Origin of the sequence: Planctomicrobium aquicomposti (genome assembly GCF_051466325.1) — a bacterium.
GTDB lineage: Bacteria > Planctomycetota > Planctomycetia > Planctomycetales > Planctomycetaceae > Planctomicrobium.
This window is the reverse complement of record NZ_CP195792.1, coordinates 4953430-4979362: the sequence shown is the minus strand read 5'-3', so window position 1 is coordinate 4979362 and position 25933 is coordinate 4953430. Positions and strand designations below refer to the sequence as shown.

Below are 25933 nucleotides of genomic sequence, written 5' to 3'. Positions count from 1 at the left end.
GCCATGCCTCACGGGATGCAGCGTTTCATTGAAGGAAACACTCACTCTCGTGATTCTGAGTACGATCGAAGAGCGTCGGCGAAGAGCTTTTGCGAAAGTTCTCTTTGCCGACGTTCTGCGTTCTGTCACCATCGCCGGCGGTGAAATCGCGATGGAACGTGGACCCTTTTTTGCGATCCAGCAGCCCTTGCAGCAGACCGGTTTCTCATGGATCACGCTCCTTCCGATGATCTGAATACTTCTTCGTCTGCAGAAACGGACGTCGCTGAACGCATCATGCAGCATGCGCTGTCGCTGGCGCGTCGGGGTATCGGCCTGGTGGAGCCGAACCCGGCTGTCGGGGCGGTGATTGTGGATGATGACCATCGCGTGTTGGGAGAAGGTTGGCATCAGCGTTATGGAGGCCCCCATGCAGAAGTGCACGCGCTGCAGCAGGCGGGAGACCGCGCCCGCGGAGCGACCTTGTTTGTCACTCTGGAGCCTTGCGCCCACTTTGGCCGGACTCCCCCCTGTGCCGACGCGGTGATCGCGGCCGGAATTAAAAGGGTCGTTGTGGCGGTCCCGGATCCGGCCCCGCATACAGCGGGCGGGGGACTTCAGAAGCTGCGCGCAGCAGGCATTGAGGTCAGCGTCGGGCTGTGTCGGGAAGCTGCCGAGGAACTGGTGGCCCCCTTCACAACCCTGTTTACGCAGGAGCGGCCGTACGTGCATGCCAAGTGGGCGATGACGCTGGATGGCCGGATTGCGACCCGCACCGGAGCCTCACGCTGGATTTCCAATCCCGTTTCGCGTGCTCGAGTGCACGCGCTGCGAGGGAGGATGGACGGCATTCTGGCAGGACTAGGGACCGTGCGTGCGGATGACCCGTTGCTGACGGCCCGGCCCCCCGGCCCTCGCGTGCCGACCCGGATCGTTCTCGACAGTCAGGCGTTGTTACCCCTCACTTCCCAGCTGGTTCAAACCGCAAGCGAAGCGCCGGTGCTTGTTGTGACGGGACGATCCGCGCCCCCCGAGCGGGTCGAGTCGCTCACCAGTGCGGGAGTGGAAGTGCTGTGCTGCCCACATTCCGAAAACGATCGCGTGGACCTCATCGCGCTGCTCAAGGAACTGGGGCGTCGCCGGATGACCAATCTGCTGGTGGAAGGAGGGAGCGGAGTTCTGGGGAGCTTTCACGATCTGCAGCTGATCGATGAAGTTCATTGCTTCATCGCCTCCAAACTGTGTGGAGGAGCGACCGCTCTGGCGCCGATCGGCGGGCTCGGACTGATGGAGATGCCGCAGCATTCCAGTCTGCTGCAGCCGACGGTCGAGATCCTGGACGGTGATCTTTACCTGCGTGGACGAGTCAGACGATCGACCTGACCCAGGTCCCCTGTTGCAGCACACCGCAGACCTCTCCCTGAAACAGCTGGTTCGGGTGGTGCTGATCTTCTGGGTTCAGACGGATCACGCACAGATCGGCAATTGCTCCCGGTTGCAGGTGTCCGACATCGGTCCAGCCCAAGGCCCGGGCCCCATTGAGGGTCCCCAGCTGCAGCAGTTCTTCCGCCGGAATCTGGGGGTGCTGCTGTTGCAGGAAGCGGAGTTCATTCCAGAGGGACAGGTCGGGATTCGAAGCGCGGCTGTCGGTGCCGATCGCCACATTGATTCCTTCCCGCAACAACTTTTGCCACGGGTGTTGACCCTCCTGCATCGCAGCGTGTGTCCGGGGACAGTAGACCACGGACATTTGCGGGTGCTGCGAGAGTAATTGAACTTCGTCTTCATCCAGAAAATTGCCGTGGATGACAAGGACCCGTTCCAGCTCCGACAGTCGCTGCAGGAAATCGTACGGCTTGAGCCGGGTGCGGAACTCCTTCGGTTGCCAGATGCCGAGTGCCGTCAACAGCTCCTGCAACGGACCATCTCCCGACCGGAGCAGTTGCAGCTCCGCGGGAGATTCCGCGAGATGCATGGCGACGGTGACCCGTCTGTTCCCCGCAACGTCACAGAGCCGCCGGAACAGATCCGGGTGCAGCGAGTACGGCGCGTGCGGGCTGAGTCCTCTTTGCATGGGTTCGGGGGTGGGCTGTTGTGCGAGGAAGGAGTTGGCCTCTGCCAGCTGGGACTCGATGCGATCGGGGTGCAATCCCAGAATCTCGCGAAAGACCAGAGTGCGGGGGGCGATCGGGGAAGAACGGAACACGTCGCGACAGAGCTCGTTCGACGTGGCGATCTCTCCGATGCCGGTGACGCCGCTGTGCCGGGATTCAGTCAGTCCCCGCTGCAGCGAATGGGCGGGTGAACCCGTGAAGTCTCTGCGCGAGGCAATCACATTGCGAATCCACTCGGGAAACTGGTCCAGCGGCTGCAACGGCTGAGTGAAGTGACTGAACTCCAGATGCGTATGCGCGTTGATCAGCCCCGGAATAATGGCCATCTGCCCCAGATCAAGATCGGCAGCGCGAGACTCGTCGATGAGTCGCTGCACGTGTCCGTTCGCAATTTCGATGCAGCCATTTTCAATTGGTGGGGAGTCACCGGGAAAAATCCACCGCGCACGCAGCCGCATTATTGATCCGTCGATTCTGCTTGAGGCTGAACAAAAAAACGCTCGTGATACGTTCGTAGCTCGATGAGCTTCTGCCAGAGGTCCACATGCAGATAGGCGAAGCCGCTCGATTCCGTGGGGCGTGACCAGTCGCACTTCAGGTCGCCGGTCCGCTTGTCGATGCCGACGATCCGCAGCTGCTGAAAGTAAAGTTCGCCCCTGCGCCCGGAGCGCTCACCAACAAGTAGCAGCAGCGGGATCTGCTGAAAGTCCTGGACAAGCAGATTCAGGACCCACTTCCTGGTTTCGATTGCGTCCTCTTCCTGTCCTTTCTCGCTCACTTCGGGCTTAGTCAGCGGAGTGATTTCGCGATTCCAGAGCTTCTTTCCGGAGCGATCAAAGGCGTCGATCGTGCCGGTCACCCGAATCGAGGGCCCGTTGACGTACACGAAGTGGACCTCTCCTTCATCAATAAACAGGTAAAACCGTTCGTCATCCGACAGGACAGAAATCTTACGGTTGGTCCCCGTCGGGATCTTGGGCGCGTTCTGGAGGGGAGTGCGGGCGCCGCTGTGGAGATCGACGAACTCGAACCCGTGCGTCCGGCTGAACCAGAAGAGGTGATCGGCATCAGGCTGCGTCAGTTCGGCTTCGGGCGGAAGCTGCACCGACCAGAGTTGCTGACCTTCCAGAGTGACACGTTGCAGTGTCCACTCTTGTTTGGTCTGCAGCGATCTCTGATGGCTGTCGAGCAGGACCAGATCGCTCCCGTCGATCAGCACTGCCCGCTTCAGCTGCTTGTCAATTTCCGGATCATCGTAGAGCGATCCGTCGATCGGGGATCGCAGTCGCAGCACCGAGTCGACGGGGGTGACGAACCAGTCAGAGCCGAGGGCATGGGCGACAGCGCGGACCGGGGCCTGTTTGTCACGCCACAGCTCCTCGCCCGTGAGGGGATCGAGCGCCACCCAGCTGCGGCACAGGAGTAGCAAGGCGTGATCGTTCGCCGCCAGGAGATATCCCGACGGATTGCGATAGGTCCGGAGATGATTGCTGGTGAAGGAACTGATCGACTGCAAATTGTAGTTCGAGCGGTCCATCACACCGGCGAGTCGGCCGGTCGCCGAGCCCCGGGCGTTGGGGGTCCAGGACCAGCGGACCGATTCCCCCGGCCAGGCGAGCGTCTGCAGCATTCCCTGATGAATGATGTGGCAGAAGGGACCGACAAGCCGCACTCCGGTACTGGCATGATGCTCCATGCCTTGAGCGCTGCGCAACGGAAAGGACCACAGGAGTTTCCCGGTGTGCTGGTCCTCGAACCGGATGCGCTGTGAACTTTCATCGTGCAGCATTCTCCAGCGTTGGAATTGATGGACTCCCTGACCGACAGGGGTGATCGGCAATTGTCCTTCCTGTTCACCAACCGGTCCGCCACTGACGACTTCCCAGTTTGAAGCCCACTTCACAGGTGGAGCTGCGGGGAGGGCCTCCGCTTTTGCCAGCGATTCGCGGGCGGCGTTCAGCAGGCCCTGTTTCTTCAGCTGATGCGCCGGCAGGGTGAGGAGCCGCTGCCAGCAGTCAACGGCATCGGCTCGCCACTGCAAACGGGTGTACAGGGTGGCCAGTTCGTGCAGCGCTTCCGCCTGCAGGAGGGGGTCCGTGGAGTCCGCAGCCCGTCGGCGACGCAGGATTGCCGTCGGCAGATCTCCAGCCCGTTCCGCCTCGCGAGCGAGTTCCAGCTCGATCCGGTGTCCGCGGGGATGGAACGCCAGTGCAATCGCCAGTTGCTGTCGGACTTCGAGCGACTGCGGGAGCTGTTCAATGTTCGTCTCCAGCAGCGACGTAAAGCGGTCTTTCTGTTCGTCGGACAACGAGCGGAAGACCCCGAACAGCCGTCCGCCGACCCAGGCATCAATCCGGATTTCACGGGTCTCTTCCTCAAAGCGTGTCGACGGGGGAGACTCGCGCAGTAACCGGAACCAGAGCGGGACCGCCGATTCCCATTCTCCCGCGGCGACATAAAACTCCGCTTCCAGCCGCAGCAGGGTCTGTTGCTGTTCCGGCTGCGAAGCGAGTTGCCGCATCTCGTCGAGGAGACGATCCCGTTGCCCGGGCGATTTGCGGATCAGTTTGACGAGCGCCTGAAACTCTGCGGTTTCGAGTTCTTTGCGGAGTGGTGCCGGGAGAGCGATTCCCGAGAGCGACCGCAGTTTTTGCAGCGCCGCTTCGGAATCGCCGTTGGCCAGCAGGAGCTGGGCCGCCTGCAGTTCCTGCATGGCGAGCAGGCCGGGCGAAGCCGGATCGGCACTGTCTGCAGCCGAGGCGGGGATCGCCAGAGCATCTTCGTAGGAGACCGAGATCAGCTGCTTTCCGGCCCAGGCGAGATTCCCCAGGCCCGGGTTGTCCCCCGGAAGCGTCGTCTCACTCTCCAGCTTGCCTGTCTTCAGATCGATCGTCAACAAGGTTCCCCCGTTGACCGGTTGGAACAGCTTCCCGTTGATGATGATGCCCCGACCGGAAGGACGCTGCGATAAGGGGAGTGTCCATGCGGCATCCCCTTTGGAGGCGAGGCGCCGCGCGACGATGGTGTTGCTGCCGACACAGATCACCTGCTGGTCGTACAGTCCGGCCAGATAGAGACCGTCGTTTTTCGGCTGCCGCCAGAGTTCGCTTCCGGTCTGCAGATCAATGCAGAACAGCATCGGCTGGACCGCGCCGAATTCATCGGGAAGCTCGGGCGGACCGACGACCAGACGACCCTGATCGGCCAGGACGTAGTTGGCGATCCAGCGTCGATTCAACTCTTCGATCGAGTGGAGTGAATAGTCGCTGCGGCCCCGGAAACTGTTTTCCATGCGGGGGGGATACCGGAACGCCCATTTGAGGTCGCCGGTCATGCGCTCCAGGGCAATCAGCCAGCCGCTCGTGGTCGGGCAGACGACCAGACCATCCTGCACCAGCGGAAGGCACGGCCAGAATCGACGGGTCGTATCTTCACCCAGCCCGCGCGCTGCCGCAGCCAGTCCCCGCGACCAGTTCAGTTCCCCCGATTGTGCGGACAGGCAGAACAGGGAAATCTCTCCCCCCCGTTCGCCGATCACATAGAGCTCGCCATCGCGCGGCACCGGCGGACCGAAGAAGAACGTCCCTGCCAGCGGACGGGAAAACGATTCCTCCAGATCTTTGCCGCCGATGGTCCAGCAGACCCGGCCGGTTTCCAGGTCGTAGGCCGTAATCTCGTTTGTCGACCAGGGGGCTCTTCCCGCCGAGCTGTCTTCATTCCGCTGCCACGCGTAGAGGGGAGCAGCAAACGAGACGCTCCCCTGTTCTTCCACGGCATAAAGCGAGCGGCCATCGCTGGTCAGGCAGCCGTAGATCTCATCACGGTACAGCAGGCTGGTCACCTGATGCTGTTCGTAGAAGTTGGATTCCGCGGCGTTATTCTCCAGCTGCTGATCGTGGACGTACTGGAATGCGGGATCCGGACTGGTCATCATTTCTTCGGGACTGCCGTCCATCCGCCGCTCCCAGAGGAGAGCACCGCTGCGGGTGTCGCGGACCTGCAGACTGCGCAGGGTGCGAAAGGCGACTTTGTCATCGACAACCAGTGGAGTGATTGTCGGCAGCAAGGCGCGATTCTGCTCCCGCAGATCGTCGTTCAGCTCATCGATCCGTTCACGAATCGCATAGCGTTCAATCAGTCGTTCCGTCCAGCGCGGCAAGAGGACTGGGTTGGCGGGGGAGGGGAGTTGCAGGCTGCGAGGGACCGGGAGAGCAATCACATCCGGCGCAGTCGAATTTGGCTGTCCGGCCAGTTTTCTGATCTGTGGGATGAGTTCTTTCTGACCGGCCGCCATCAGTTCCGCTTCGGTCAGGCGTCCGCTCCGGGCCAGCAGGAGCGCAGCAATCCGTTGATCCTGCTGTTGCAGCCGGGCATCTGGTTCCCATTGAGCTGCGGAGATCCGCAGCTGGACAGCGTTCCCGTAATCACCTCGGTCCCGACTGCGGTCCGCGAGAAGTCGGAGGGCGGTGCGTCCCGCCGGTGTCAGTCGATAGTTGGCAGCGACCTGCGACAGCAGTTGCTCGTCCTGCGACTGTCGAGCCTGATCGAGCAGACGCTGCGCCGTGGCCGCGTAGCGGTTCTCGTAGTTTCGTTTTCCTTCTGCCGGCAGCTCATTGAGCAGGCGATACACTTCGTTTCGCAGGGAACGAAATTCACGCTTGCCGACAACCGTAAAGGCATCCCCCGGGGTCTCCAGGAGGAATTGCAGCAGCTCGATGGCATCGTTCCATTGTCCCTGTTTCATCAGCTCCGTGGCACGCTGCAGTCGTCGCTGGTCTTCGGGCCGCTGCTGGGGACGGACATCGAACTGGTCTTTGCCACTCTTGGCCCATTCAATCTGCTCAGCCTCGCGCTTGATCGAACGATCGAGCCCCTTGAAGAACTGCCCCAGCGGGTTCTCAGCCCGTTCCGGATCTCCCGCCTGCCCGTAAGCCTCAGCCAACGGAATCATCGGGACGAACAGCAGCACTGCTGTGATCGCCAGCTGGCGCAGATCAATCGACATGCCGCTGCCTGTGTGCGAAAAGGAGAGTGCGCAAAGTCATGCTGATATTGTCACCGGCAGGTGATCATCCGTCAAAGCCGAATGCTGTTCAGCAGGCGGGTGTGGGGGCCTGTGGGACCGCCAGTCGGCGCCAGTCGATCAGCTGCAGCTCGACCGATTCGTAGCCGCGAAACGAGTTCAGGGCTGCCGAAAAGCAGATCGAAAAGTCCCCCCGCAGTTGCGACATCTCCTCGGCCCAGTCTCCTTTTCCGAACGCGACGCAGCGCAGAACTTTGTCCCCCTGCCGGATTCGCAGCGAGAGATGTCGGCCTCCTCCTCCCATCGTGGTGGGAAGATCTGCCAGCTGGACCCGGTTGATGCAGAAGACGGGACGGCGATGCTTGGCACCGAACGGACCGAGTTGATCCAGTTCACGGACCGCACTCTGTGACAGATCGTGCAGCGAGATTTCGGCGTCGATCTGCAATTCGGGCTGCAGGGATTCCCCTTCTCCCTGCTGCTCGGAGACCAGCGCTGCAAATGTCGAACGGAACTGATCAAGTCGATCCGCGTGGACCCGGAGTCCGGCTGCGGCCCGGTGTCCTCCAAAGCCTTCCAGCAGATGCTGACAGGCCGAGAGACCGGCGTGCAGGTCAAAATCGACGAACGATCTTCCGGAGCCCTGGCCGATGCGTGACTCGCCGTTCATGGCGATCATGATGGCGGGCTTCTGGTAATGTTCTGCGACGCGGCTGGCGACGATCCCGATCACGCCGGGATGCCAATCGTCGCTGGCGAGCACCAGAGCCCCCTGGGCCTGCCAGTCCGGATGGGCTTCCACCTGCTCCTTGGCTTCCCGGAAAATCTTGCGTTCGACGGTCTGACGGTTCTTGTTGAGCTGATCGAGGTAATCCGCGAGCTGGGCGGCACGGCTGCGCTGATCGGTCGTCAACAGTTCCACGGCGAGTCGGGCCTGCCCTAATCGACCGGCGGCATTGATGCGCGGCGCCAGACTGAAGCCGATGTCTTCAGTCGACAGTTGCTTGGAGCGATCGAGTCCGGCAACCTTGATCAGCATTTCCAGTCCGGGGCCGTTGCCTTCGGACAGGGAGAGCAGGCCGTAACGGACGAGAATCCGGTTTTCTCCGATCAGGGGAACGACATCGGCAACCGTTCCCATCGCCGCCAGACCGACCGCCGACTTCAGAAACTCGCGCATGCGGGGTGATGCTTTGGTGCCGTCACCGAGCCGGGTGCAGATCGCCCACGCAAGCTTGAAGGCGACTCCCGCGCCACACAGTTCTCCGAAGGGATACGGGCTTCCCGGCAAGCGGGGATGCACATTGACCGCGGAATCGGGGAGCTGGTCGAGCAGGGTATGGTGATCGGTAATGATCAGTTCAAGTCCGAGTTCTTTCGCGAGCGCCGCTTCAGCGAGGCTGCAGATGCCACAGTCGACCGTCACGACGAGTCGATGGGGATCTTCCGCGTGCAGTGTTCGAATCGCTTCGAGATTCAGGCCGTAACCTTCTTCGAGCCGGCTGGGGATGTAGTAGTCGACCTGGCCTCCCGCCAGTTTCAGACAATGCCAGAGCAGGCTGGTGGCGGTGACTCCGTCGACGTCGTAGTCGCCATAAATCGTAATGCGCCGGTTGGAACGCAGGGCGGAGACGATGCGATCGGCCGCCTCAGGAATGCCGGGCAGCAATTCCGGGGAATGCAGATCGGCCAGCCGGGCGGAGAGAAATTCCTGTCCCCGGAGCGGGCAGTCAATGCCGCGCGAAATCAGCACCTGTGCCAGCAATGGAGAACAGCCCATTCCTCCGGCTATGCGTGCGACCAACGCCCGGTCATGCGTTGAGAACCTCCACTGACGCGACATTCGATCCCTCACGTGCCATGCATGACCGCTCGATACTTCACTTCCGGAAGGGCTCGAGCAGGTTGCTCTGTCCAGTCCCCGCGCAGCAGGCGTTTCGTCTGGTGAAATGCTTCCATCCTTGTGGCGAGGATGGGGAATCAACAGTGGAAATGCTCTGGCGTAGGCCGCCTCTCCGGGGCGCGGTCATGCTTACGGAGAAATTACACCAGAGTCCGTCACACAAGTCAAAGTGGGAGGTGACCAGCCTGCCTCGTGACCCCGTGTGGCGGGTGCGGAGAGAGAAAATGTCAGAATGCGGCCGGAGTAGGTACGCTCAGTAAAAACGCTGCAAAACGGAGTTCGCGGAGAATGCCCCACTCGGTGCAGGAGAACCTCCGAGAGTGGATACGGGTGGAATGTTCTCGCGAGTTACAGCAGGTCGAGCGGATGGACCCAGTTCGGTGTCAGCCGGGCGTTGTACGCCATCTGCATCAGCATCGCGATGACCAGCCACCACAGTCCGCACTGCAGTTCCCGCGAGAAGCCGGAACTTTGCAGAGAGCAGGTCGGTCCGCTGGTGTAGCCCCGGAAGCGGGGAATCCAGCGGGGAACCGCGGCGCAGTAGCGGCGAAAGCTCTCGCCGTGCCGCAGCAGCATCACCTGTTCTTCGATCGGCACCACGCCGACGGCATAGAGCAGAACGACGGGAATCGCCAGATAGGTGAGCGTGAGGCTTTTCCAGACGCAGAGATAGCCCAGCACGATCAGCAGCGTGCCGACGTACAGGGGGTTGCGGCACAGGGAATACGGACCGGTCGAGACGAGTCCGGACGTCTTGCGGCTGTAGATACTGGCAATTGCCCACAATCGGAGCGAGATCCCCCCCACCAGAAACGCGACAGCCAGCAGGCTGAGCCAGACATCGAGCATGCAGCCCTGAGGGACCCTGGGGGGAGAGAGAAACGTCAGTCCCAGTCCCGTCAGCAGGCACACCGCAGTGATCGGAAGGCGGATCTGATAGACCCAGAAATCACGCACCCGCAGGTCCGTGAGGTCTGCTCCGGCATCTGGCTGGAGACAGCGATCTCGAAACGCAGCGAGTGCCGACAGGGACGCGGAGAGCAGATCGTGACTTCCCGGAGTTTCGAGTTCGGAGTGGATTGGATCCGGTCGAGTGAGAGAGTCGGTTAAGTTCGTCATGGCAGCAGCGGAACCTTCTGTGAACCCGTCTCAAAGTCTTCTTTGATCCTCTCGCATCACGCGGCGAGCTTGTACGCGTTCCGCGTGAAAATGGTCAAGATCAACAGCCTGAAGATGACTTTTCAGCATGCCTCGCCCTGATCGATGTCGGTAAGTCGACAGGCAAGGAAGATGAGGCTTCCGCATCTTCCGCGTGCCCCAGAGACCCGGGAATCAGCGCGGGTTCGCTGTGAGGGAAGAGCCTGAGGGGCGCTGCAGAGCCTGCTGCATTCGGTGCAGCAGGGGATCGGCCGAGGAAAGAAAATCGAGCTCGATGTCGGCACCCCACAGCGGCAGCCGGCCCAGCTGAGGGCCTGCGAGTTTCACCAGATCCTTCCTCGTTGTGAGAAATCCGGTTGCCTGTTGTTCCTCCCCCCACTCGGCCAGACTTTTGAGATCGTCGGACGTGTAATGGTAGTGGTCGGGGAAGGTTCTGAATGCCTGATCAGCGAGTTCGATCCCGACGCGGGAGAGGGTCTGACGAAAGCCCGCGGGATTGCCGATCCCGCAGAAGGCGAGCACCGAGGCGTTGGACAGCTCGCGGGGGACGATTGTTTCCCCAGCGGTGTTGATGAACCGCTTCAGGGTGAAGCCGGATTCAATCACCGGGGCTGAGGTCCAGCGTTGAACCTCGCGCTGAAGCTGTTCACGCGCTTCAGCGCCGACCAGATCGCAGCGGGTCAGGAGCACGACGCTCGCCCGACGCAGATGCCGGGGGGCCTCCCGCAGCAGGCCACGCGGGAGCAGCCTGCCAAAGCCCCAGGGGTTCAGGGCATCGATGAGGACCAGATCCAGATCGCGCTGGAGCCGTCGATGCTGAAAGGCGTCATCCAGGACAATCGCATCGACGGGAGTCTGGTTCAACAGATCCCGGACAGCGCGGACCCGGTCGCGACTCTGAACATGGGGGACCCCAGCGCACAGTTGGTCGAGCAGCCGCTTTTCATCGTTTTCCCCGGTTTCGAGTGATCGGTAGCCCCGGCTGATGATCGCGGGACGCAGCCCATCCTGGATCAGCTGGCGGACCAGCCACGCGACAACCGGAGTTTTGCCAGTCCCCCCGGTCGTCAGGTTGCCGACGGAGAACACCGGAACAGGAGCTGCCGCAGCGGAGAGCCATTGGCGGTCGTACAGCCAGTTTTTGAGGTCTGCACCCCACCGGTAGGGTCCCGCCGCCAACGCAAGAGCCCCCCGGAGTGCACTGGCTGACAGGGACTGACGCCGCCCGGAGATGATTTCGAGTAAGTCCCGCTCCGTCACTCGAAACCCCTGATGGTGAACAGATGCCTGTGAGAGTTGTGCGTCGCGGGGTGGAATCGTGCGTGTGCGGTGCGGACTCCGAAACGGAGGCCGAACGCATCCCTGTGGAGTGTAGGCCCCGGCGGCGGTCCCTCTCAAGACTGCTCCCGGGGGGGCCGGAAGGGGACGGGGTCACTGGCGTTGCGGCAATTCGTTGCGAACCCCTAGAATCGAACCAGTTTAGAGTAGGTTGCTTTTTCCAGTGCCCGCGCAGCAAGCGTTTCGCAGGATGAAATGCTGACGTCCGCGGGGCGAAGACGGGGCAATCAGAAGTCAAAATGCTCTCGGTGCCGTGGTCAGCCTCTCGTCCATTGACGGGGTCTGGCGACGATCTGACATTCACGGATGGCATGGCTACATTACAACAGAAACGGATCGTCCTGCTCGGAGCAACAGGTTCCATTGGAACCAGTTGTCTGGATGTCGTCCGTCAACATGCGGATGTCATGCGGTTCGTGACGTTGACCGCACATTCCCGCTGGCAGGAGCTGGCGGCCGCCTGTCACGAGTTTCAGCCCGATTTTGCCATTCTGACCGGAGTGCAGCCTCAGGACCTTCCCGCAAACGCGTTTCCTCCGTCGGTCAGCCTGCTGTTCGGGGAAGAACATCTGGCCCGGTGTGCTGCTGCTGACGACGTCGACGTTGTCGTGTCGGGAATTGTCGGGGCTGCCGGCCTGCGGGGCACCTGGTCGGCCGTGGCCGCCGGGAAAACAGTGGCACTCGCCAACAAGGAAACGCTGGTGGTGGCCGGAGGTCTGGTGACCCGTCTGGCTGCGGAGACCGGGGCGAAACTGATCCCCGTCGACAGCGAGCACTCTGCGATTTTTCAGGCTCTGGACTGCGGCCATGAACGGGAAATCAGCCGCCTGATTCTGACGGCCAGCGGCGGGCCCTTCCGCAAATGGTCGCATGAACAGCTGCAGCAGGTCACCGCCGCCAGCGCTCTGGATCATCCCACCTGGGACATGGGGCCGAAAATCACGATCGATTCGGCGACGATGATGAACAAGTCGCTGGAAGTGATCGAAGCGCGGTGGCTGTTCCCTGTGCCGGCCGAGCGGATCGAAGTGGTGGTGCATCCGCAATCCATTGTGCACTCGATGGTTGAGTACATGGATGGCTCGGTGATTGCCCAGTTGTCCCCTCCGGATATGCGGCTGCCGATTCAATACGCGCTGACCTGGCCCGAGCGCCGGTCTTCGAATTTTCCCCGTCTGGATATTACCCAGAGGTTTGCGCTGGAATTTGAACCCCCTGATCTGGAACGCTTCCCGGCGCTCCAATTGGGATTTGAGATCGCCCGTCGCGGCGGCACCTCGGGAGCTGTGCTGAATGCGGCCAATGAGATTGCCGTTCAACGTTTTCTGAATGATGATTTGACGTTTTTGGATATACCGCGACTCTGTCGCTCGATACTCGATGCCCACGATTTTGAGTCGGAACCGTCTCTCGACGAAGTTCTGCGGCAGGATCGCTGGGCTCGTCAGGAGGCTTTGCGTTGGAACTCACAAGCTGTGTCACCCTCGGTCTGCTTAGCGTCGCTTCAATAATCAATATTGTCACCGTCGCAGTTGGCCTGGGGCTGGTTATTTTCTTCCACGAACTGGGCCACTTCCTGGTTGCGAAGTGGTGCGGTGTGTACGTGGAGCGGTTCAGCATCGGCTTCGGCCAGCCGATTCTGTCCCGGAAGTGGGGCGAAACGGAATATGTGCTGGCGTGGCTCCCCTTCGGCGGTTACGTCAAGATGCTCGGCCAGGACGACATGGATCCTGGTCAGATGACCGATGATCAGGTGGCAGAAAATCCGCGCAGCTACACGGCCAAAAGCGTGCCGCAGCGCATGGCGATCATTTCGGCCGGCGTGATCATGAACATCATCACCGGTACGTTGTTCTTCATGCTGGCTTTCAGCTGGGGAGTGATGAAGGTCGACCGGGTGGCCGGGGTGGTCATGCCCGGTGGTCCCGCCTGGAAACAGGGGCTGAAGAACGGCGACGCCATTCAGGCGATCAACGGCCGGGAAGTCAATGATTTTGACGATATCCTCCGTGGAACCGCACTTTCTCGCGGCCCGATCACCATCGACGGCGAACGGCCTGATGGTACCGAGTTCCGGATGACGATGACGCCGATCAAAGCGGGCATCCACAACATCATCGGTGTCGGACCGAGCCCCAGCCTGACGGTCGCTAACTGGGAGAAAGATAAAGACGGAAAGCCATCGCTTCCCGGGACGGCCGCTTCGCACGCCGATTTCCAGCCGGGGGAGACCATTGTCGCCATCGATGATGTTCCCGTAGAGACCTATCAGGACCTGATCAACCAGCTCGGCACTCGCAGCTCGCAGCCGGTCCAGGTGAAAGTGACCGAGCCGAATTCCAAGAAAGAGCGAGTTGTTACGCTGGAGCCGGAGCGGTTCCTGACGCTGGGGATCAAAACCGGCATGGGGAAAGTGGCGGCGGTCCGGAAGGGTTCCGTTGCCGAGCAGGCGGGCCTCCGCGAAGGTGACCGGTTCGTCACCATCAACGATCTCGACGTTGAGCGTGACCTCGATCCGTTCCGGCTGACCGAAGTGTTTTCCGAAAGCGCCGGAAAAGAAGTCCAGCTGAAGGTTCAGCGGGAAGTGTCCGGCGGATCTCCCGAAGTGATCGCGCTGACGGTGGTCCCGGAAACGGCGAATCCCTGGTCGGAACCGCCGTTGATGGAAGAGAGCCCGATCTCGGTCCCGAGCCTGGGACTGGCGTATCATCTCATTCCGCACATCTTCTCGGTGGAACCAGGGGGACCGGCTGCGACTCAGGGGATTCAGGCCCGGGATACTATTGTGTCGCTGAAGCTGCAGCTCTCGGAAGGGGCGAAGAAAGACAGCATCAACGACAACAAGGATCTGACATTTGACCTGACCAAGAAGAAGCACAACTGGGCTCACGCCCTGTGGACGCTGCAGGAGCAGTGCCGCACCCGCAAGGTGCAGATGACGGTCAAGTCGGCCACCAATTCACAGGAGCGGACGGTTGATCTGACTCCGCAGGCGGCGGAGGACTGGTTTCTGCCAACGGACCGCGGGCTTGTCTTCCTGAGACTGGAAACGAAACGCCAGGCTGCGAGCCTTCCCGAGGCCTTCTCCATGGGAGCCCACAGCACGATCAGCTCGATGGAAGATATTTACCTCACGCTGCGAGGACTGATCACCGGGTCGATTTCCTATCAGGGTCTGAGCGGGCCGATCGGCATCGCCAAGGTGGCTTACAGTTTTGCCAGTGTCGGTCTGACCCACTTCCTGCTGTTTCTCGGCTTGATCAGCATCAATCTGGCGGTCATCAACTTCCTGCCGATTCCGGTGCTCGACGGGGGGCATATGGTCTTCCTGCTGTGGGAAGGACTGACCCGCAAGAAGCCGAGCGAAAAGGTCGTCGCGACCGCCACCTATTTCGGACTGGCCTTTGTTCTCGGCCTGATGATGTTCGTGATCTGGGTCGACCTGTTCGTTGAACGGTCCTGATGAGCGCCGTTCGCACGTTCGCCGCCGCGCTGCTGTGGCGGTGAGACGTGCGGGGGTTGTCCGCGAAAACAGATGGCACACCGACCGGTCGAGCGTCGCCCGATGATGACAGAAGGGGGACGCTCCCTGCTGAGTCTGTTTTGCGCAGCGGCCCTTGGGGGCATGGCGGCGCTCTTCTATTGGGGAGACGACGGCCTGTTGCACTGGCTGTCGCTGCTGCCGGCGGTGTTTTGTGCAGCGATGCTGCTCAATGCCCTGCACGCGTTATTCGGCACCGTCATCCCGTCGACGACGGTGCGGCTCCCCGAAGAACCTCTCCGTCGGGATGAGGAAACAGCAGCAACCCTCGTTCAGGCAGGGCCGATTTCGCTCGCTTCCCTGCGCGTGAATCTCGTGTGTGAAGTCACAGAGACTCCACTCCAGCAGCCGCGGCGGGTGAGCTATCCGGTGCAGCAGAACCTGTGTGACTTCCGAGAGGTCGATATCAGCCAGACCACTCGGGAGTTCGCTGTTCCGATCCGCTTTCCGGAAGGGGCGGAGGCTTCCTCGGAGCATCCCCGCCGCAGCGTGCGCTGGCGGCTGGAGGTCTGGGGACAACGGCCGGGAGCAGTCGACTACCAGCGTTCGTTCGAGCTGGAAGTCGTTTGAGGAAGCGTGTGCCCGCTGCAGTCCCGCTTCCGGTTGTCTGTTTGCTTCCTCTTCTGCAGTGGTCCCCTACTGCATAAAAAGTTGGACCGCAGCTCCAGGCGGAGATACGGTCCAACTTCAGAGGATGATTTGTGCCCCACGGGCACCGCTGGCCGGGCCTCAGTTGACCGACGGCACGATCAGTTCCGGCTTCAGGGCAATGTCGATACGGGCGACCGAATCCTGAAGGTGAGCCCGGGTGTAGTCATCCAGGGTGATGTTCTCGGTCTTCAGCAGCTTGTCCGCCGCATCCCGCAACTGTTGCAGGTGCATGCGGGTGAGCGTGCGGGCATCGCTGGGGGCTCCATAGCCCTGCGTCAGCAGCTGTCCGAGACGTTGAATAGCCGATCGCTGCAGATTCCGGCGGAAACTGGTGATCAACGGATTCCGGTTGTCGATCTTGCGATCTCCAGGAGCCTGTTTCCACTCGGCAAATACGCTGTCGGTCAGCAGCTGCATGTGTTCGGCGAGGGTATAGGCATCTTTGTCGGCAGGCGATTTGAACTCGCTGTCGAGGATGCGGGTCAGCACATACGAACTGAGCAGCTTGTTCAGGATTCCTTCCTGAGCCATCAGCATGTTGTCGTGGATCGGATAATCGAGACGGAGCGGATCCGAGGTTCCCCAGTGGTTCCAGCGGGAGATTCCCAGATAGTTCAGGTCAGGACCATTGATCGTCGGCGGAGCAAACGCGGAAGAGGCGAGCAGCTTCATCGCTTCCCGCTGTTTTTCGGCCGGAACGATTTCGAAGGGAGCTTTGGGATTTTCTGCGGTCTTATGCTGACGGCTCAGCAGAATCCCCCCCGGGTAACGGGCAGCCAGATTGGCGGCCCGCCAGTATTCTTCGAACAACAGCACGAAGGCCTGCCGTGCCCGTTCATAGCCTTCACCCGGCTTGACGGCCTTGTCGACGACTTTGGGCAGCAGCTGGGTCGACTGTTCCATCTGACGACGAACGAACTCCAGCGGATCGTTTCCGAGGTCGAAGCGATTGGACAACGGGTCGGGATCGACGAAGCGGGTATCTTCATCGGTGGAGTAAGCAAGTGCCGGTTCGCTGGATCGGGCCGCGATTTTCTTCAGCTCTTCCTTCTCATTGCCGGAGATCGGCTTATAGCCGTACTCGATGGCCCAGTAGTCATAGGGGCCAATGGTCTGGGTGTAGTACAGCCCCTGTTTTTCGCGATCGAGCGAGATATTGGGCGGGTTGTAGTCCATCACGCTGGCGACGATGCCCTCTTTACGACCGGTTTCCGGGTTGTTGATATCGCTTAATGACTTCCAGGTGCTGGCTTTGAAGTTGTGTCGCAATCCGAGGGTGTGACCGACTTCGTGCATCACGACTTCTTTCAGCCCCTCGTGGATGAAGTCCTTGGGGAGATTGCCGTCTGGCGTGGCGCCAATCGCCATGAAGGTGGCGGCTGCGAACCCGCGTTGATGATGCATATCCTGGCAGTAGGTGCAGGTGTGGGCATGTAGATCTTCCCGCAGCAGGCCGAGGGCCTCTTCGGGTGACATGGCCACCCGTTTCTTCGGATCGTCGAGTCCGCGGAAGGTTTCCCAGCGGCGGCTCCAGCTGTCGAGGAAGCTGGCATCGAAAATGATGTCGGCATCCAGAATCTGACCAGTCCGCAGATCGATCCGCGAGGGGCCCATGGCGAATCGCGCCTCGGCGGTCATCCAGCGGAACGTGTTGTAGTGGATATTCTCGGGATCGAAGTTCGGATCGGCTTCCTGCTGCTGAACCTGAATCGCGCCCCAGATTCCCAGCTTCTCGAAGGCTTTGTTCCATTCCAGAATCCCGGCAGCCACGGTCGGCCGCAGGTAAACGGGGACGGTATTTTCCATGTAGAACTTGATCGGAGCTTCCGGAGGAGACAGGTCGGCGCTGTCGTCCTTCTTCTTCAGGTTCCAGCGGTTGATGTAACGGACAAAGTGATCGGGATCGTCCTTGTCCGAGAAATCCTTGATGGCGGTGACGAAGTAGCCGACCCGATTGTCGGCGACGCGGGGCTTGTAGCCATTGGCGCCGACCGGGGGGAGCACGCTGATACTGTAGTGCACCCCCACCTGCACCCCACGGGAACTGGGGACGGTGTCGATCGGGAAGGAGCCGGAATACACCGCATTGATCTGCAGTTCGACGTTTTCCTGGAACCCTTTCAGCGTGGCGATCGTGGAGCGGTCACTGGCAAAGCGGAATCCGGGGCCGATGCTGCTGCCGATTTCCTGATCATCGCTCATGAAGATCGACGTCATGTCGACGAGGATTCCCCCGCTGGGGGATTTCGCGAGAATGGGGAGGGAATACAGGATGCTGTCGCTGTAAGCCAGCTGAACTGCACTGGCTTCCGGGGTTCCGGCTTTGGCACGGAACCGCACGTTGCGCTGCAGGACGAACAGCTTCTCTTCGGTTTTCTTGAAGCCCCAGATGACGTCTTCGCCGAAGCCCCATGACATGCCGCCGAGGACCAGCCCGCGGCTGATCCCTTTGGAAATCGAGGGAATGACGATGTAGTCCTTGGCGAGGGCGCTCGGTGAGAGCTCGACCAGCAGTTGCTGGTCGGTGTGGTACAGCGTCCACATCCCTTCGACTTTTTTCTTTTTGTCGGTCAGCTGGTCGAATTTCGATTTCGCGGCTTCCGTGCTGGCTGCCGGTGCCTGTGCGTACAGGTTTCCAGCCGCGAACAACAGAAACAGGATGCAGGCGCAACGTCGTGCCATAAACCAAACTCCAGCCCCGGAGGGGCGCATTGCAGTTTGCCAGGATTTTCCAATCGTTAAACTTTAGCAGTTTTCACAAAGATCGTCGCGGGATCCGGATTTCGGGCGGGAGATGCCCGCAGATCAGGATGGGAATTCGCAGGTTGCGACCGGCAGTTGCCGATTTGCAACGGAAGGCAGGTCGGCAGATTTGGTCCGACCGTATTAAAAGGAGCAGGCCGAAGCTTGCGCCGAGCCGCTTCGACGATTCGTCTCGTCCCCATTTGGACGTCGGCTCAGCGGAAACTTCGGCCTGCTGAGGAAGTTGTTGTCAGGGGTTCCCGACCCCCAATCTCTGGCTTCGAGATCGGAAACCCCCTCACTTGGACCGTTCAAATCATTCGCATGGGACAAGTGTCGGTCCAGTACGAATGCGCTCCGATTTTCGAACCCGCCTGACGGGAATGTGATTCCCCTCCAGAAGGTCTGCGCGACGGGAATGGCGCTGCAAGGCTTTTTGTCGTCGTCTCTTGCGTCTCACCGCCGAGGAAGGGAGCTCCTGCAGTTTTTCGTCCGGACGATGTTCCGTTCGCAGCGGGGACTCTATGATTTCAGGCCACTTGGAAAACCGTTCGAATTCGGAGTATGCACGGATGAGCGACCTGCCCCAGGCTTACCACTCACTGGTTGAAAACCTTCAGCAGCTGGCGTTGCTGCGATCCTGTGGAGCCCTGCTGAGCTGGGATGAACAGACCAACCTCCCACACCAGGGGGCCGAGCACCGGGCCAACCAGCTGGCTCTGCTCGCGGGACTGGCCCATGACCGGGCGACGTCGCCGGAGCTGGGGGCGTTGCTGGATCAGCTGCCGGAAGGGTCCCTGCCGGGGGGGCCAGACTCCGCAGCCGCCGCCAACGTCCGCGATGCCCGCCGGAACTTCGAACGCTCGACCCGCCTTCCCAAACGTCTCGTGGAAGAACTGTCACGTGTCACCACGCTCTCCCAGCAGGCCTGGGTCGAAGCCCGCAGCCGCAAGGATTTCGGAACGTTTCAACCCTGGCTGGAAAAGATCGTCGCCCTGAAGCAGGAAGAGGCGGATGCGCTCGGTGCTGCCAGCGGAGTCCGCTACGATGCCCTGCTGGATGATTATGAGCAGGGTGCTACCGTCACCGAAGTGCAAGCCGCCTTCGATGAGCTGCGCGAGCCACTGGTGCAACTGGTGGCGGCCATTCAGTCATCAGGTCGGCAGGCCGATCCCGCACTGCTGGAGCGGCATTATCCAGTCGAGGCCCAGAAGGCGTTGAGTCTCGCAGCCGCCAAGGCGATTGGCTTCGACTTCGACGCCGGTCGACTCGACATCGCTGCGCATCCCTTCTGCACCGGCATCGGCCCGGGGGACTGCCGACTGACGACCCGTTACGACGAATACCATTTCTCGGGTTCGTTCTTCGGGACGCTGCATGAAGCGGGACACGGCATCTATGAACAGGGGTTGCCCGCCTCCAGTTTCGGACTGGCGGCCGGCGATGCCTGTTCGCTGGGAATCCATGAATCGCAGTCCCGGATGTGGGAGAATCTCGTCGGTCGCAGCCGACCGTTCTGGGACCATTTTTATCCGCACGCACAGGCCACTTTCCCGGGGGCCCTGCGGGATGTCTCGATCGAAGATTTCTACCGGGCGATCAATGATGTGCGCCCGAGCTGGATTCGGGTGGAAGCGGATGAGGTGACCTACAACCTGCACATCATGCTGCGGTTCGAACTGGAACAGCAGCTGATTGACGGAACGCTGGCTGTCGCGGACCTGCCGACCGCCTGGAACGAGCGGTTTACCCAGTATTTTGCGATGACTCCTCCCGATGACGCGCTCGGCTGCCTGCAGGACGTGCACTGGAGCGCAGGGTTATTCGGCTATTTCCCCACGTATTCCCTGGGAAATATGTTCGCCAGCCAGTTCTTCGATCAGGCCCAGTCCGATCTGGGAGACCTCGCGAATCAGTTCCGCCGGGGAGAGTTCGAGCCCCTCAAGGGCTGGTTGCGGAAGAACATTCACTCTGAAGGTCGTCGATTGCCTGCCACACGACTGGTGGAAGTCGTCACCGGCAAGCCGCTCACTTCAGAACCGCTGCTGCGGCATCTCAGTCTGAAGTTCGGCGAGCTGTACGGACTCTGACCCGCGTTGCGTCCCTGAACCTCAGATCCAGCCCTGCTGACTGGCGATGATGGTGATAATCCCCAGCACGAGGACATACCAGCCGAACCAGTTCAGCCGGCCGGCGTTGACGATTTTCAGCAGCACCGCCAGCGACACGACGCCGACCAGAAACGCCGCCAGTGTTCCGGCTGCGAGAGAGTTCAGACTGACGGTCATGGGCGGATTCTCGAACAGCAGTTCTTTCATCACGGCTCCCGCAATCGCAGGGACGGCGATGTAGAACGAGAACTTGGCGGCCGCATCCCGACGAATCCCCATCAGCATGGCCGCCACGATGGTACTACCGGAGCGAGAGATCCCGGGGAGGGGGGCCGCAGCCTGAAAAATGCCGATGATCAGGGCGTCTGTCAGTCGAATCTCGCCCAGATCACGGGTGCCGTTGTCGATTTTGGGAGTGAGGAACAGCAGCGCGGCGGTGTACAGCAGGCCCAGTCCGGCCATCAGGGGTTGATTGGAGGCCCACTTGAACAGATCGCCAAACAGCGCGGCCGCGACGACAACCGGCAGGGTCGCGACAATCACCGCCAGCACCAGTTTGGGCTGTTTGAGCGTCGGCAATATGTCCTTCCGGAAGACCAGCAGGATCGACATCAGCGTGCCGAAATGGAGCGCGATGTTGAGCGCGAGGTTCTCGGTCTTATGGCCGAGCAGCGCCTCGATGATGACCAGATGGCCGTCGGAGCTGATCGGCAGGAATTCGGAAATCCCCTGCACAATTCCCAGTAGAATAATTTCCCAGAATGCCATGTGTTGCTCTTCCGTGATGTGTGGCACTGTGCCGATCGACACAGAAAGGTCCGCCACAACGGACGCTCCCGAACGGGACGTTTCCATCCGTTGGAGATCCAATGGGGCGAAGCTCAGGTCATGCTGCCGTCGGACGATAGCGGATGCGGATTTCTGATCCTAGGCCGGTCCGGTCGCTGTGGATTGCCGCTCCGCCGCGCCCGGGAGCGGGGTTTGTTCTGAGGAACGGATCAGATTCTGTTGAAATGCGGGACTGGCCACGGTCGACGCGGGTGGGGCTTCGACCAGCTTCCTCGACGCATGCCCCTGACATAGAATCGCCGGTGCGCCCTGAATGAACAGATTGAGACACGGCCAGAGGATTGAGACGTCATGCGAAAACAACAGCGAGGCTTCACGCTGATCGAGCTGCTGGTGGTGATCGCGATAATTGCGGTGCTGATTGCCCTGTTGCTGCCGGCCGTTCAGCAGGCGCGTGAGGCGGCCCGTCGAACTCAGTGCCGGAATCATCTCAAACAACTGACGCTGGCGCTCCACAACTACGCCGGGACGCATGCCGAGCATCTGGTGCCGTTCGTGATTGAAAATCAGAAGCAGCTGGCCGACGTCATTAACGGAACCTATGGAACAGGGGCCTCTCAGTACTGGTTTGGCGTCGTCAATAACGAAGAGCCGGACGGCAAGAAGCAGCTGGACTACACCAAGGGGCCTCTCGCTCCCTATCTGGAGACGAGCTACGACGCTTTTCAGTGTCCCAACTTTGCCGCGAATCGAGTCGACTACGTCCGGTTCGAACGCCCGGCCACGGGATATGCCTACAACTCCCGTTATCTCTCGCGGGCGGATGGCTGGGACTACAGTACTTATCCGGTCGGCTATTCCAAAGAGCCGGCGACACGCCGACTGCGGGACGTGATGTCGACCTCGCTGACGATCGCCTTTGCCGACAGCGCGGCGATCTATAGCAAGCCGGGGATTCTGCAGGAGAATCTGGGGCCGCTGGAGCCTCCCAGTCAGGACTTCCCCTGCGTCCACTTCCGACATGCGGATTCCGCGAACGTGGCCTTTCTCGATGGACACGTTGAGACCCGTGGGTTCGGCTTCTGGAAAGGACCGGATCTCTTTGGAATCAACGATTATGCCCGCATGGAGAAGGAGCGGCTCGGCTATATCGGTGACAACCTGAGTGATCCGCTCCGGCAGGATGAGTGGTATGACCGCGAATAGTCCTGTCCGTTGCGTGCTATTGATTCTGCTGGCAATGGCCGGATGTCAGGGGGGAACTCCCGTTGACACAGGTGAGCCGCCTCTCGTCCTGGTCGACAACAAAACCGGCGAGGTGTTCGTCGCGCAGCAGCTCCCGGCGATCCCGGCACCCCATCCGCAATCGGGCACAAAAACACTGATGCCCGGAATGTATTGCAGCCGATGTCGGGTCTGGCATGTGGTCCCGCCGGTGGAGGTTCGTCAGCACCATCCCGAAGCGGCACGCTGTCCCAAATCGAAAACTCCGCTCGCGATGACGGGACCGGTTCCCGACTCAGCACAGCCGTATCCCTGACACGCAAACCGTGCGGAGGTCTCTGAAGGACACGCAATCAGAATCGCTCACATCGCGGCCGCTGGAGCTAACGACATCTGCCTGTTTCCCCGTCCTTCCCAAGCGGATGGACGCATTCGACCAGACGAACGCTTGCTGCGCGGCGACTGGAAAAAGCGACCTGCTCTAACCGAGGCCGAGCGGCTCCAGCAGTGCAAACGGGTCCGCTTCGTCGATGGAGATGACGATCTGCCGTTTGGCGGTCCGCAGCGAGGATTGCAGCCGCGTGAGCACCTTCGCGCGGCGTGACTGCAGCAGATTGACTTCCCCCAGAATCATCGTACCGTTCCAGAACTTTTCGAGGTACGAGCCGGGACGCGAGCAGCTGTCGAGAAACCGAATATCCGGTCGCTCGGTGCGGAGTGCTTCCAGCAATTCGAACTCGGCCCACATGCCGGGACTGCCGTCGGCGAACTTCTGGTCCCAGCCGATCTTGAAGGCGAACAGCATGTTCCCGGAAATCAGATTACAGGTGGAAGCGATCACCTGATCTCCGCACAGCAGCTCTCCGAACAACACCTGACTTCGTTCGCCCAGGGCGGTGATCATCTCTTCGAAAAACTTCCGGTCGGCGGGTCGACAGGCGATGGCTGTCCCTTCGTCCTGCTTCCACCCCTGCTGTTCAAGATGCAGGAAGCGGGCTGTGGCAGCGGGGAGAGATTCCGGAGTTCCGCACAGGCGAAATGCGAGCGGTCCGCGCTCTTCCATTTTCCGTCGGGCTGCACGGAGCGACTTGCGGCGGGTTTTGGAGCAGCACAGTTCAATAACGGTACCTGCTCCCAAGGACCGAAGGTCGAGCGCTGCGCGCTTCCAGATCATCGGAGTGCGGATGTCAATTCCATGTTCGGCGGCCCCCTGGCTGATGCGGGCATACAGTTCGGAATCGAGCCGCATGACATGCAGCTTCAGCGCATGCCGGTAACGCGTGGACGCCAACTGCTGAAAGAGCATCTTCAGGACTGCAGCGGCGTTCTCGCGATCGATCAGCAGTCCTCCCCGGAAGCTGTAGGGAGACTGCAGGCCGGACAGGTGCGGAAACGGGATCTCCGTCGACCAACTGACCGCCTCGACGCACGTGGCCAGCAACATCCGGCCGTCAGGCTGTTCGACCGACAACAGTGCCGGGGTTTCGGCAGAAGGAAAGTTTCGAGTCAACGGCAGCAGAAAATCTGGATCAAGGAAGACATTCGGTTCCGCGGCACTTGAGCTGAGGCTCCGCCATTGATGAACCACCTCTGCGGGCAACTCGGCGAGTTGTCGCAGTCGGACGTTCAGTGGGGGGAGTGTGCTGGAAAACACGTTGTTCTCTGAGGTTCCTGCTGGAGCATGCAGCGGCGCGCGTGCACCCTCCCCGGCTTCTGTCTGGTGAGCCCCGGTTTCTCTTTCGGGCACGTGCGCAGCCAGTGGTTTGCTTAACGAAATCACCGGCGTTGGCATGTGGCGAGGGGTGTTCACAATCAAAATAGCTGGAGCCCGGCCACGTTTTCGGGCGGCACGCAGCGTGTGGAAATGACCACACTCTGGAGTTCACCCAGGGACTCTCCTCTTCGACCGTAATAGATGGACCGGGGGATGCCCGAAAAAGAACGAGGGCGGATCGAAAAGCAATGTTTACGTGGGATGGTCGTGTCGGTTGTGCCGGGCGGGGGCGGCAAGGTCGGGCCAGGACTCCGAAATTCGTCTGTGTGGACGTATCGAAATCGGCTGGTGCGGGACGGGGGAGAACCGAGATCCGTGCGTGTTGCTGAAAATCGGGCTTTCGGATTGATTCAATTCCGCCTGCTTTGCTAGAGTGACGAGCCCGACACGTTCAGTGTTGGAACGCGGGTTCGGTCAGAATTGCCGGTTTTGCAGGGCGACTCTCCGGATTCCGCTTGCGGCGGTTAACGTAACTCATTAACCTGCCCCAACTTTCCCCGATAGCTCAATCGGTAGAGCGGCGGACTGTTAATCCGTAGGTCGTAGGTTCGAGCCCTACTCGGGGAGCTCTTTCACTCACTCGGCGAACTTTCGCTGCAGGGGTTAACAAACTGGGACCGTTGTCAGCTTCTGACACGGTCCTTTTTTAGTTGTCAGGGCTGGTTCCGGGGGCCATTATCCGACAGGAAACTGGTCGCTTTGACTGCCGGAGACAGACTCAGGGAATAGTCGGCCCGTTTCTCTTTCGGGTCCCCGGAGGTCAGCACCAGCGACTGAATGATGTGGTGCAGGATCGACCGCTGTTCTTAGGTTCGGCCTCCCTCAGGATGTCTCCAGTGTCAGTTCAGTCCTGTGTGAACTTGTGTTCAGGTTTTTGAGGTTGGCTGGCCGGGGATTCCTGCTCAGCCACCCCTTGATTTCCGCTTGCAGGCGACTTTGCTCCTCTTCAAGTTCTTTTAACTCATCACCGACGCTGGCGATCCCCTCAGCTCCCGTGTGCGTCAACACCTGTACCAAGTTCCGAATGTCCATTTGAATTCGTGTCAGGGGAAGCCGAGCGAATTCGATTCGCGATCCTGATTCGCGACCTTCACTATCGATTTCTCTCTTGGCTGCTTCGGTAATCCCCTGCCGATTCTCAACGTCCAAGCCAATTCTGATGATGCGATAGGGATGGCCTTCTCTAACGACTCCGCTGGAATGGTGGGAGCTGAGCAATCCGTTTTGATGGCAAAGTGATTGTGCTGCCTGCATGTGTCGTGGTATCCCCCCCCTTTTTTTGTTGGCGCTCTTGGGAGTCGTCATGGCCCCACATCCATGCTGCACAGGTCCCCTCAAGATGTCACATCGACCATGTGTCTGACGGGAATTTGTTTTCTTGCAATTGGTCTCATTCAACCTTCGCCGGACACGATCAAATTTCCTCCGATCGATGTTCGGTTCATGGGAGTTACGACATCCCACTTGCTCCCAATGTAATTCTCCCAGGTGGATTCGGTACTACAAAACTCATGTGACGTGTTGCCGAGCAAACGGCTTCCCATCTTTGTCGCCGCCAAACTTTGATTGCGTTCGAGGGATTCGGT

At 60.5% G+C, this 25933-nt stretch carries 17 protein-coding genes and 1 tRNA gene; 9 read left to right on the top strand and 9 right to left on the bottom strand.

Features of this window, described 5'->3' with window-relative positions; all coding sequences use genetic code 11:
* Positions 1 to 49: 49 nt before the first annotated feature.
* Positions 50 to 235 (top strand): hypothetical protein, encoded by a 186-nt coding sequence (locus tag SH664x_RS19235; protein WP_437203631.1) that lies wholly within the window; start codon positions 50 to 52, stop codon positions 233 to 235.
* On the top strand, positions 208 to 1362 hold the full coding sequence (ribD, locus tag SH664x_RS19230; protein ID WP_437203630.1) for a bifunctional diaminohydroxyphosphoribosylaminopyrimidine deaminase/5-amino-6-(5-phosphoribosylamino)uracil reductase RibD: 1155 nt from the start codon (positions 208 to 210) through the stop codon (positions 1360 to 1362). The genes SH664x_RS19235 and ribD overlap by 28 nt, the downstream gene beginning before the upstream one ends.
* On the opposite strand, the gene SH664x_RS19225 is transcribed toward ribD, so the two are convergent.
* The 5 genes from SH664x_RS19225 to lpxK form a co-directional block, all read right to left on the bottom strand.
* Positions 1346 to 2551 carry an amidohydrolase family protein gene (locus SH664x_RS19225; protein WP_437203628.1) on the bottom strand — a complete coding sequence of 402 codons (1206 nt, stop codon included), beginning with the start codon at positions 2549 to 2551 and terminating at the stop codon, positions 1346 to 1348. The genes ribD and SH664x_RS19225 overlap by 17 nt on opposite strands.
* The gene (locus SH664x_RS19220) at positions 2551 to 7098 is read right to left on the bottom strand and encodes an outer membrane protein assembly factor BamB family protein (protein WP_437203627.1); all 4548 of its coding nucleotides are present in this window, start codon (positions 7096 to 7098) and stop codon (positions 2551 to 2553) included. Before SH664x_RS19220 ends, SH664x_RS19225 begins: the two co-directional genes overlap by 1 nt.
* Positions 7099 to 7186: 88 nt before the next feature.
* On the bottom strand, positions 7187 to 8896 hold the full coding sequence (gene recJ / locus SH664x_RS19215; RefSeq protein WP_437203625.1) for a single-stranded-DNA-specific exonuclease RecJ: 1710 nt from the start codon (positions 8894 to 8896) through the stop codon (positions 7187 to 7189).
* A 471-nt stretch (positions 8897 to 9367) separates the two neighbouring features.
* On the bottom strand, positions 9368 to 10138 hold the full coding sequence (locus SH664x_RS19210) for a methyltransferase family protein (RefSeq protein ID WP_437203623.1): 771 nt from the start codon (positions 10136 to 10138) through the stop codon (positions 9368 to 9370).
* A 213-nt stretch (positions 10139 to 10351) separates the two neighbouring features.
* Positions 10352 to 11437 carry a tetraacyldisaccharide 4'-kinase gene (gene lpxK / locus SH664x_RS19205; RefSeq protein ID WP_437203621.1) on the bottom strand — a complete coding sequence of 362 codons (1086 nt, stop codon included), beginning with the start codon at positions 11435 to 11437 and terminating at the stop codon, positions 10352 to 10354.
* A 389-nt stretch (positions 11438 to 11826) separates the two neighbouring features.
* On the opposite strand from lpxK, the gene SH664x_RS19200 reads away from it, so the two are divergent.
* The 3 genes from SH664x_RS19200 to SH664x_RS19190 all read left to right on the top strand — a co-directional run bounded on the left by SH664x_RS19200 (position 11827) and on the right by SH664x_RS19190 (position 15626).
* Positions 11827 to 13026, top strand: coding sequence for a 1-deoxy-D-xylulose-5-phosphate reductoisomerase (locus SH664x_RS19200; RefSeq protein WP_437203620.1), 1200 nt, complete (start codon positions 11827 to 11829; stop codon positions 13024 to 13026).
* Positions 12975 to 14978 (top strand): RIP metalloprotease RseP, encoded by a 2004-nt coding sequence (gene rseP / locus SH664x_RS19195; RefSeq protein ID WP_437203618.1) that lies wholly within the window; start codon positions 12975 to 12977, stop codon positions 14976 to 14978. The genes SH664x_RS19200 and rseP overlap by 52 nt, the downstream gene beginning before the upstream one ends.
* Positions 14979 to 15050: 72 nt before the next feature.
* Positions 15051 to 15626 carry a hypothetical protein gene (locus tag SH664x_RS19190; protein ID WP_437203616.1) on the top strand — a complete coding sequence of 192 codons (576 nt, stop codon included), beginning with the start codon at positions 15051 to 15053 and terminating at the stop codon, positions 15624 to 15626.
* A gap of 159 nt (positions 15627 to 15785) precedes the next feature.
* On the opposite strand, the gene SH664x_RS19185 is transcribed toward SH664x_RS19190, so the two are convergent.
* A complete protein-coding gene (locus SH664x_RS19185) occupies positions 15786 to 18389 on the bottom strand; it encodes a zinc-dependent metalloprotease (RefSeq protein ID WP_437203614.1) in 2604 nt (867 codons plus the stop codon).
* A 632-nt stretch (positions 18390 to 19021) separates the two neighbouring features.
* Here SH664x_RS19185 and SH664x_RS19180 point away from each other — a divergent pair.
* A complete protein-coding gene (locus SH664x_RS19180) occupies positions 19022 to 20539 on the top strand; it encodes a carboxypeptidase M32 (RefSeq protein WP_437203612.1) in 1518 nt (505 codons plus the stop codon).
* A gap of 21 nt (positions 20540 to 20560) precedes the next feature.
* Here the strand turns inward: SH664x_RS19180 and SH664x_RS19175 are convergent, their stop codons facing one another.
* Complete coding sequence (locus tag SH664x_RS19175; protein ID WP_437203611.1) at positions 20561 to 21328, bottom strand: undecaprenyl-diphosphate phosphatase; 768 nt, start codon at positions 21326 to 21328, stop codon at positions 20561 to 20563.
* Positions 21329 to 21700: 372 nt separating this feature from the next.
* Between SH664x_RS19175 and SH664x_RS19170 the strand changes: the two genes are divergently transcribed.
* Entirely contained in the window at positions 21701 to 22555 is an 855-nt protein-coding gene (locus SH664x_RS19170) for a DUF1559 family PulG-like putative transporter (protein ID WP_437203609.1), read from the top strand.
* Positions 22542 to 22889, top strand: coding sequence for a hypothetical protein (locus SH664x_RS19165; protein WP_437203607.1), 348 nt, complete (start codon positions 22542 to 22544; stop codon positions 22887 to 22889). Before SH664x_RS19170 ends, SH664x_RS19165 begins: the two co-directional genes overlap by 14 nt.
* Positions 22890 to 23054: 165 nt before the next feature.
* On the opposite strand, the gene SH664x_RS19160 is transcribed toward SH664x_RS19165, so the two are convergent.
* Positions 23055 to 24227: a GNAT family N-acetyltransferase gene (locus SH664x_RS19160; RefSeq protein ID WP_437203605.1), complete on the bottom strand. Its 1173-nt coding sequence runs from the start codon at positions 24225 to 24227 to the stop codon at positions 23055 to 23057.
* A 614-nt stretch (positions 24228 to 24841) separates the two neighbouring features.
* Here SH664x_RS19160 and SH664x_RS19155 point away from each other — a divergent pair.
* Positions 24842 to 24914, top strand: a tRNA-Asn gene (locus tag SH664x_RS19155).
* 255 nt (positions 24915 to 25169) lie between these two features.
* On the opposite strand, the gene SH664x_RS19150 is transcribed toward SH664x_RS19155, so the two are convergent.
* Entirely contained in the window at positions 25170 to 25652 is a 483-nt protein-coding gene (locus SH664x_RS19150) for a hypothetical protein (RefSeq protein WP_437203603.1), read from the bottom strand.
* Between the last annotated feature and the right edge of the window lie 281 nt (positions 25653 to 25933).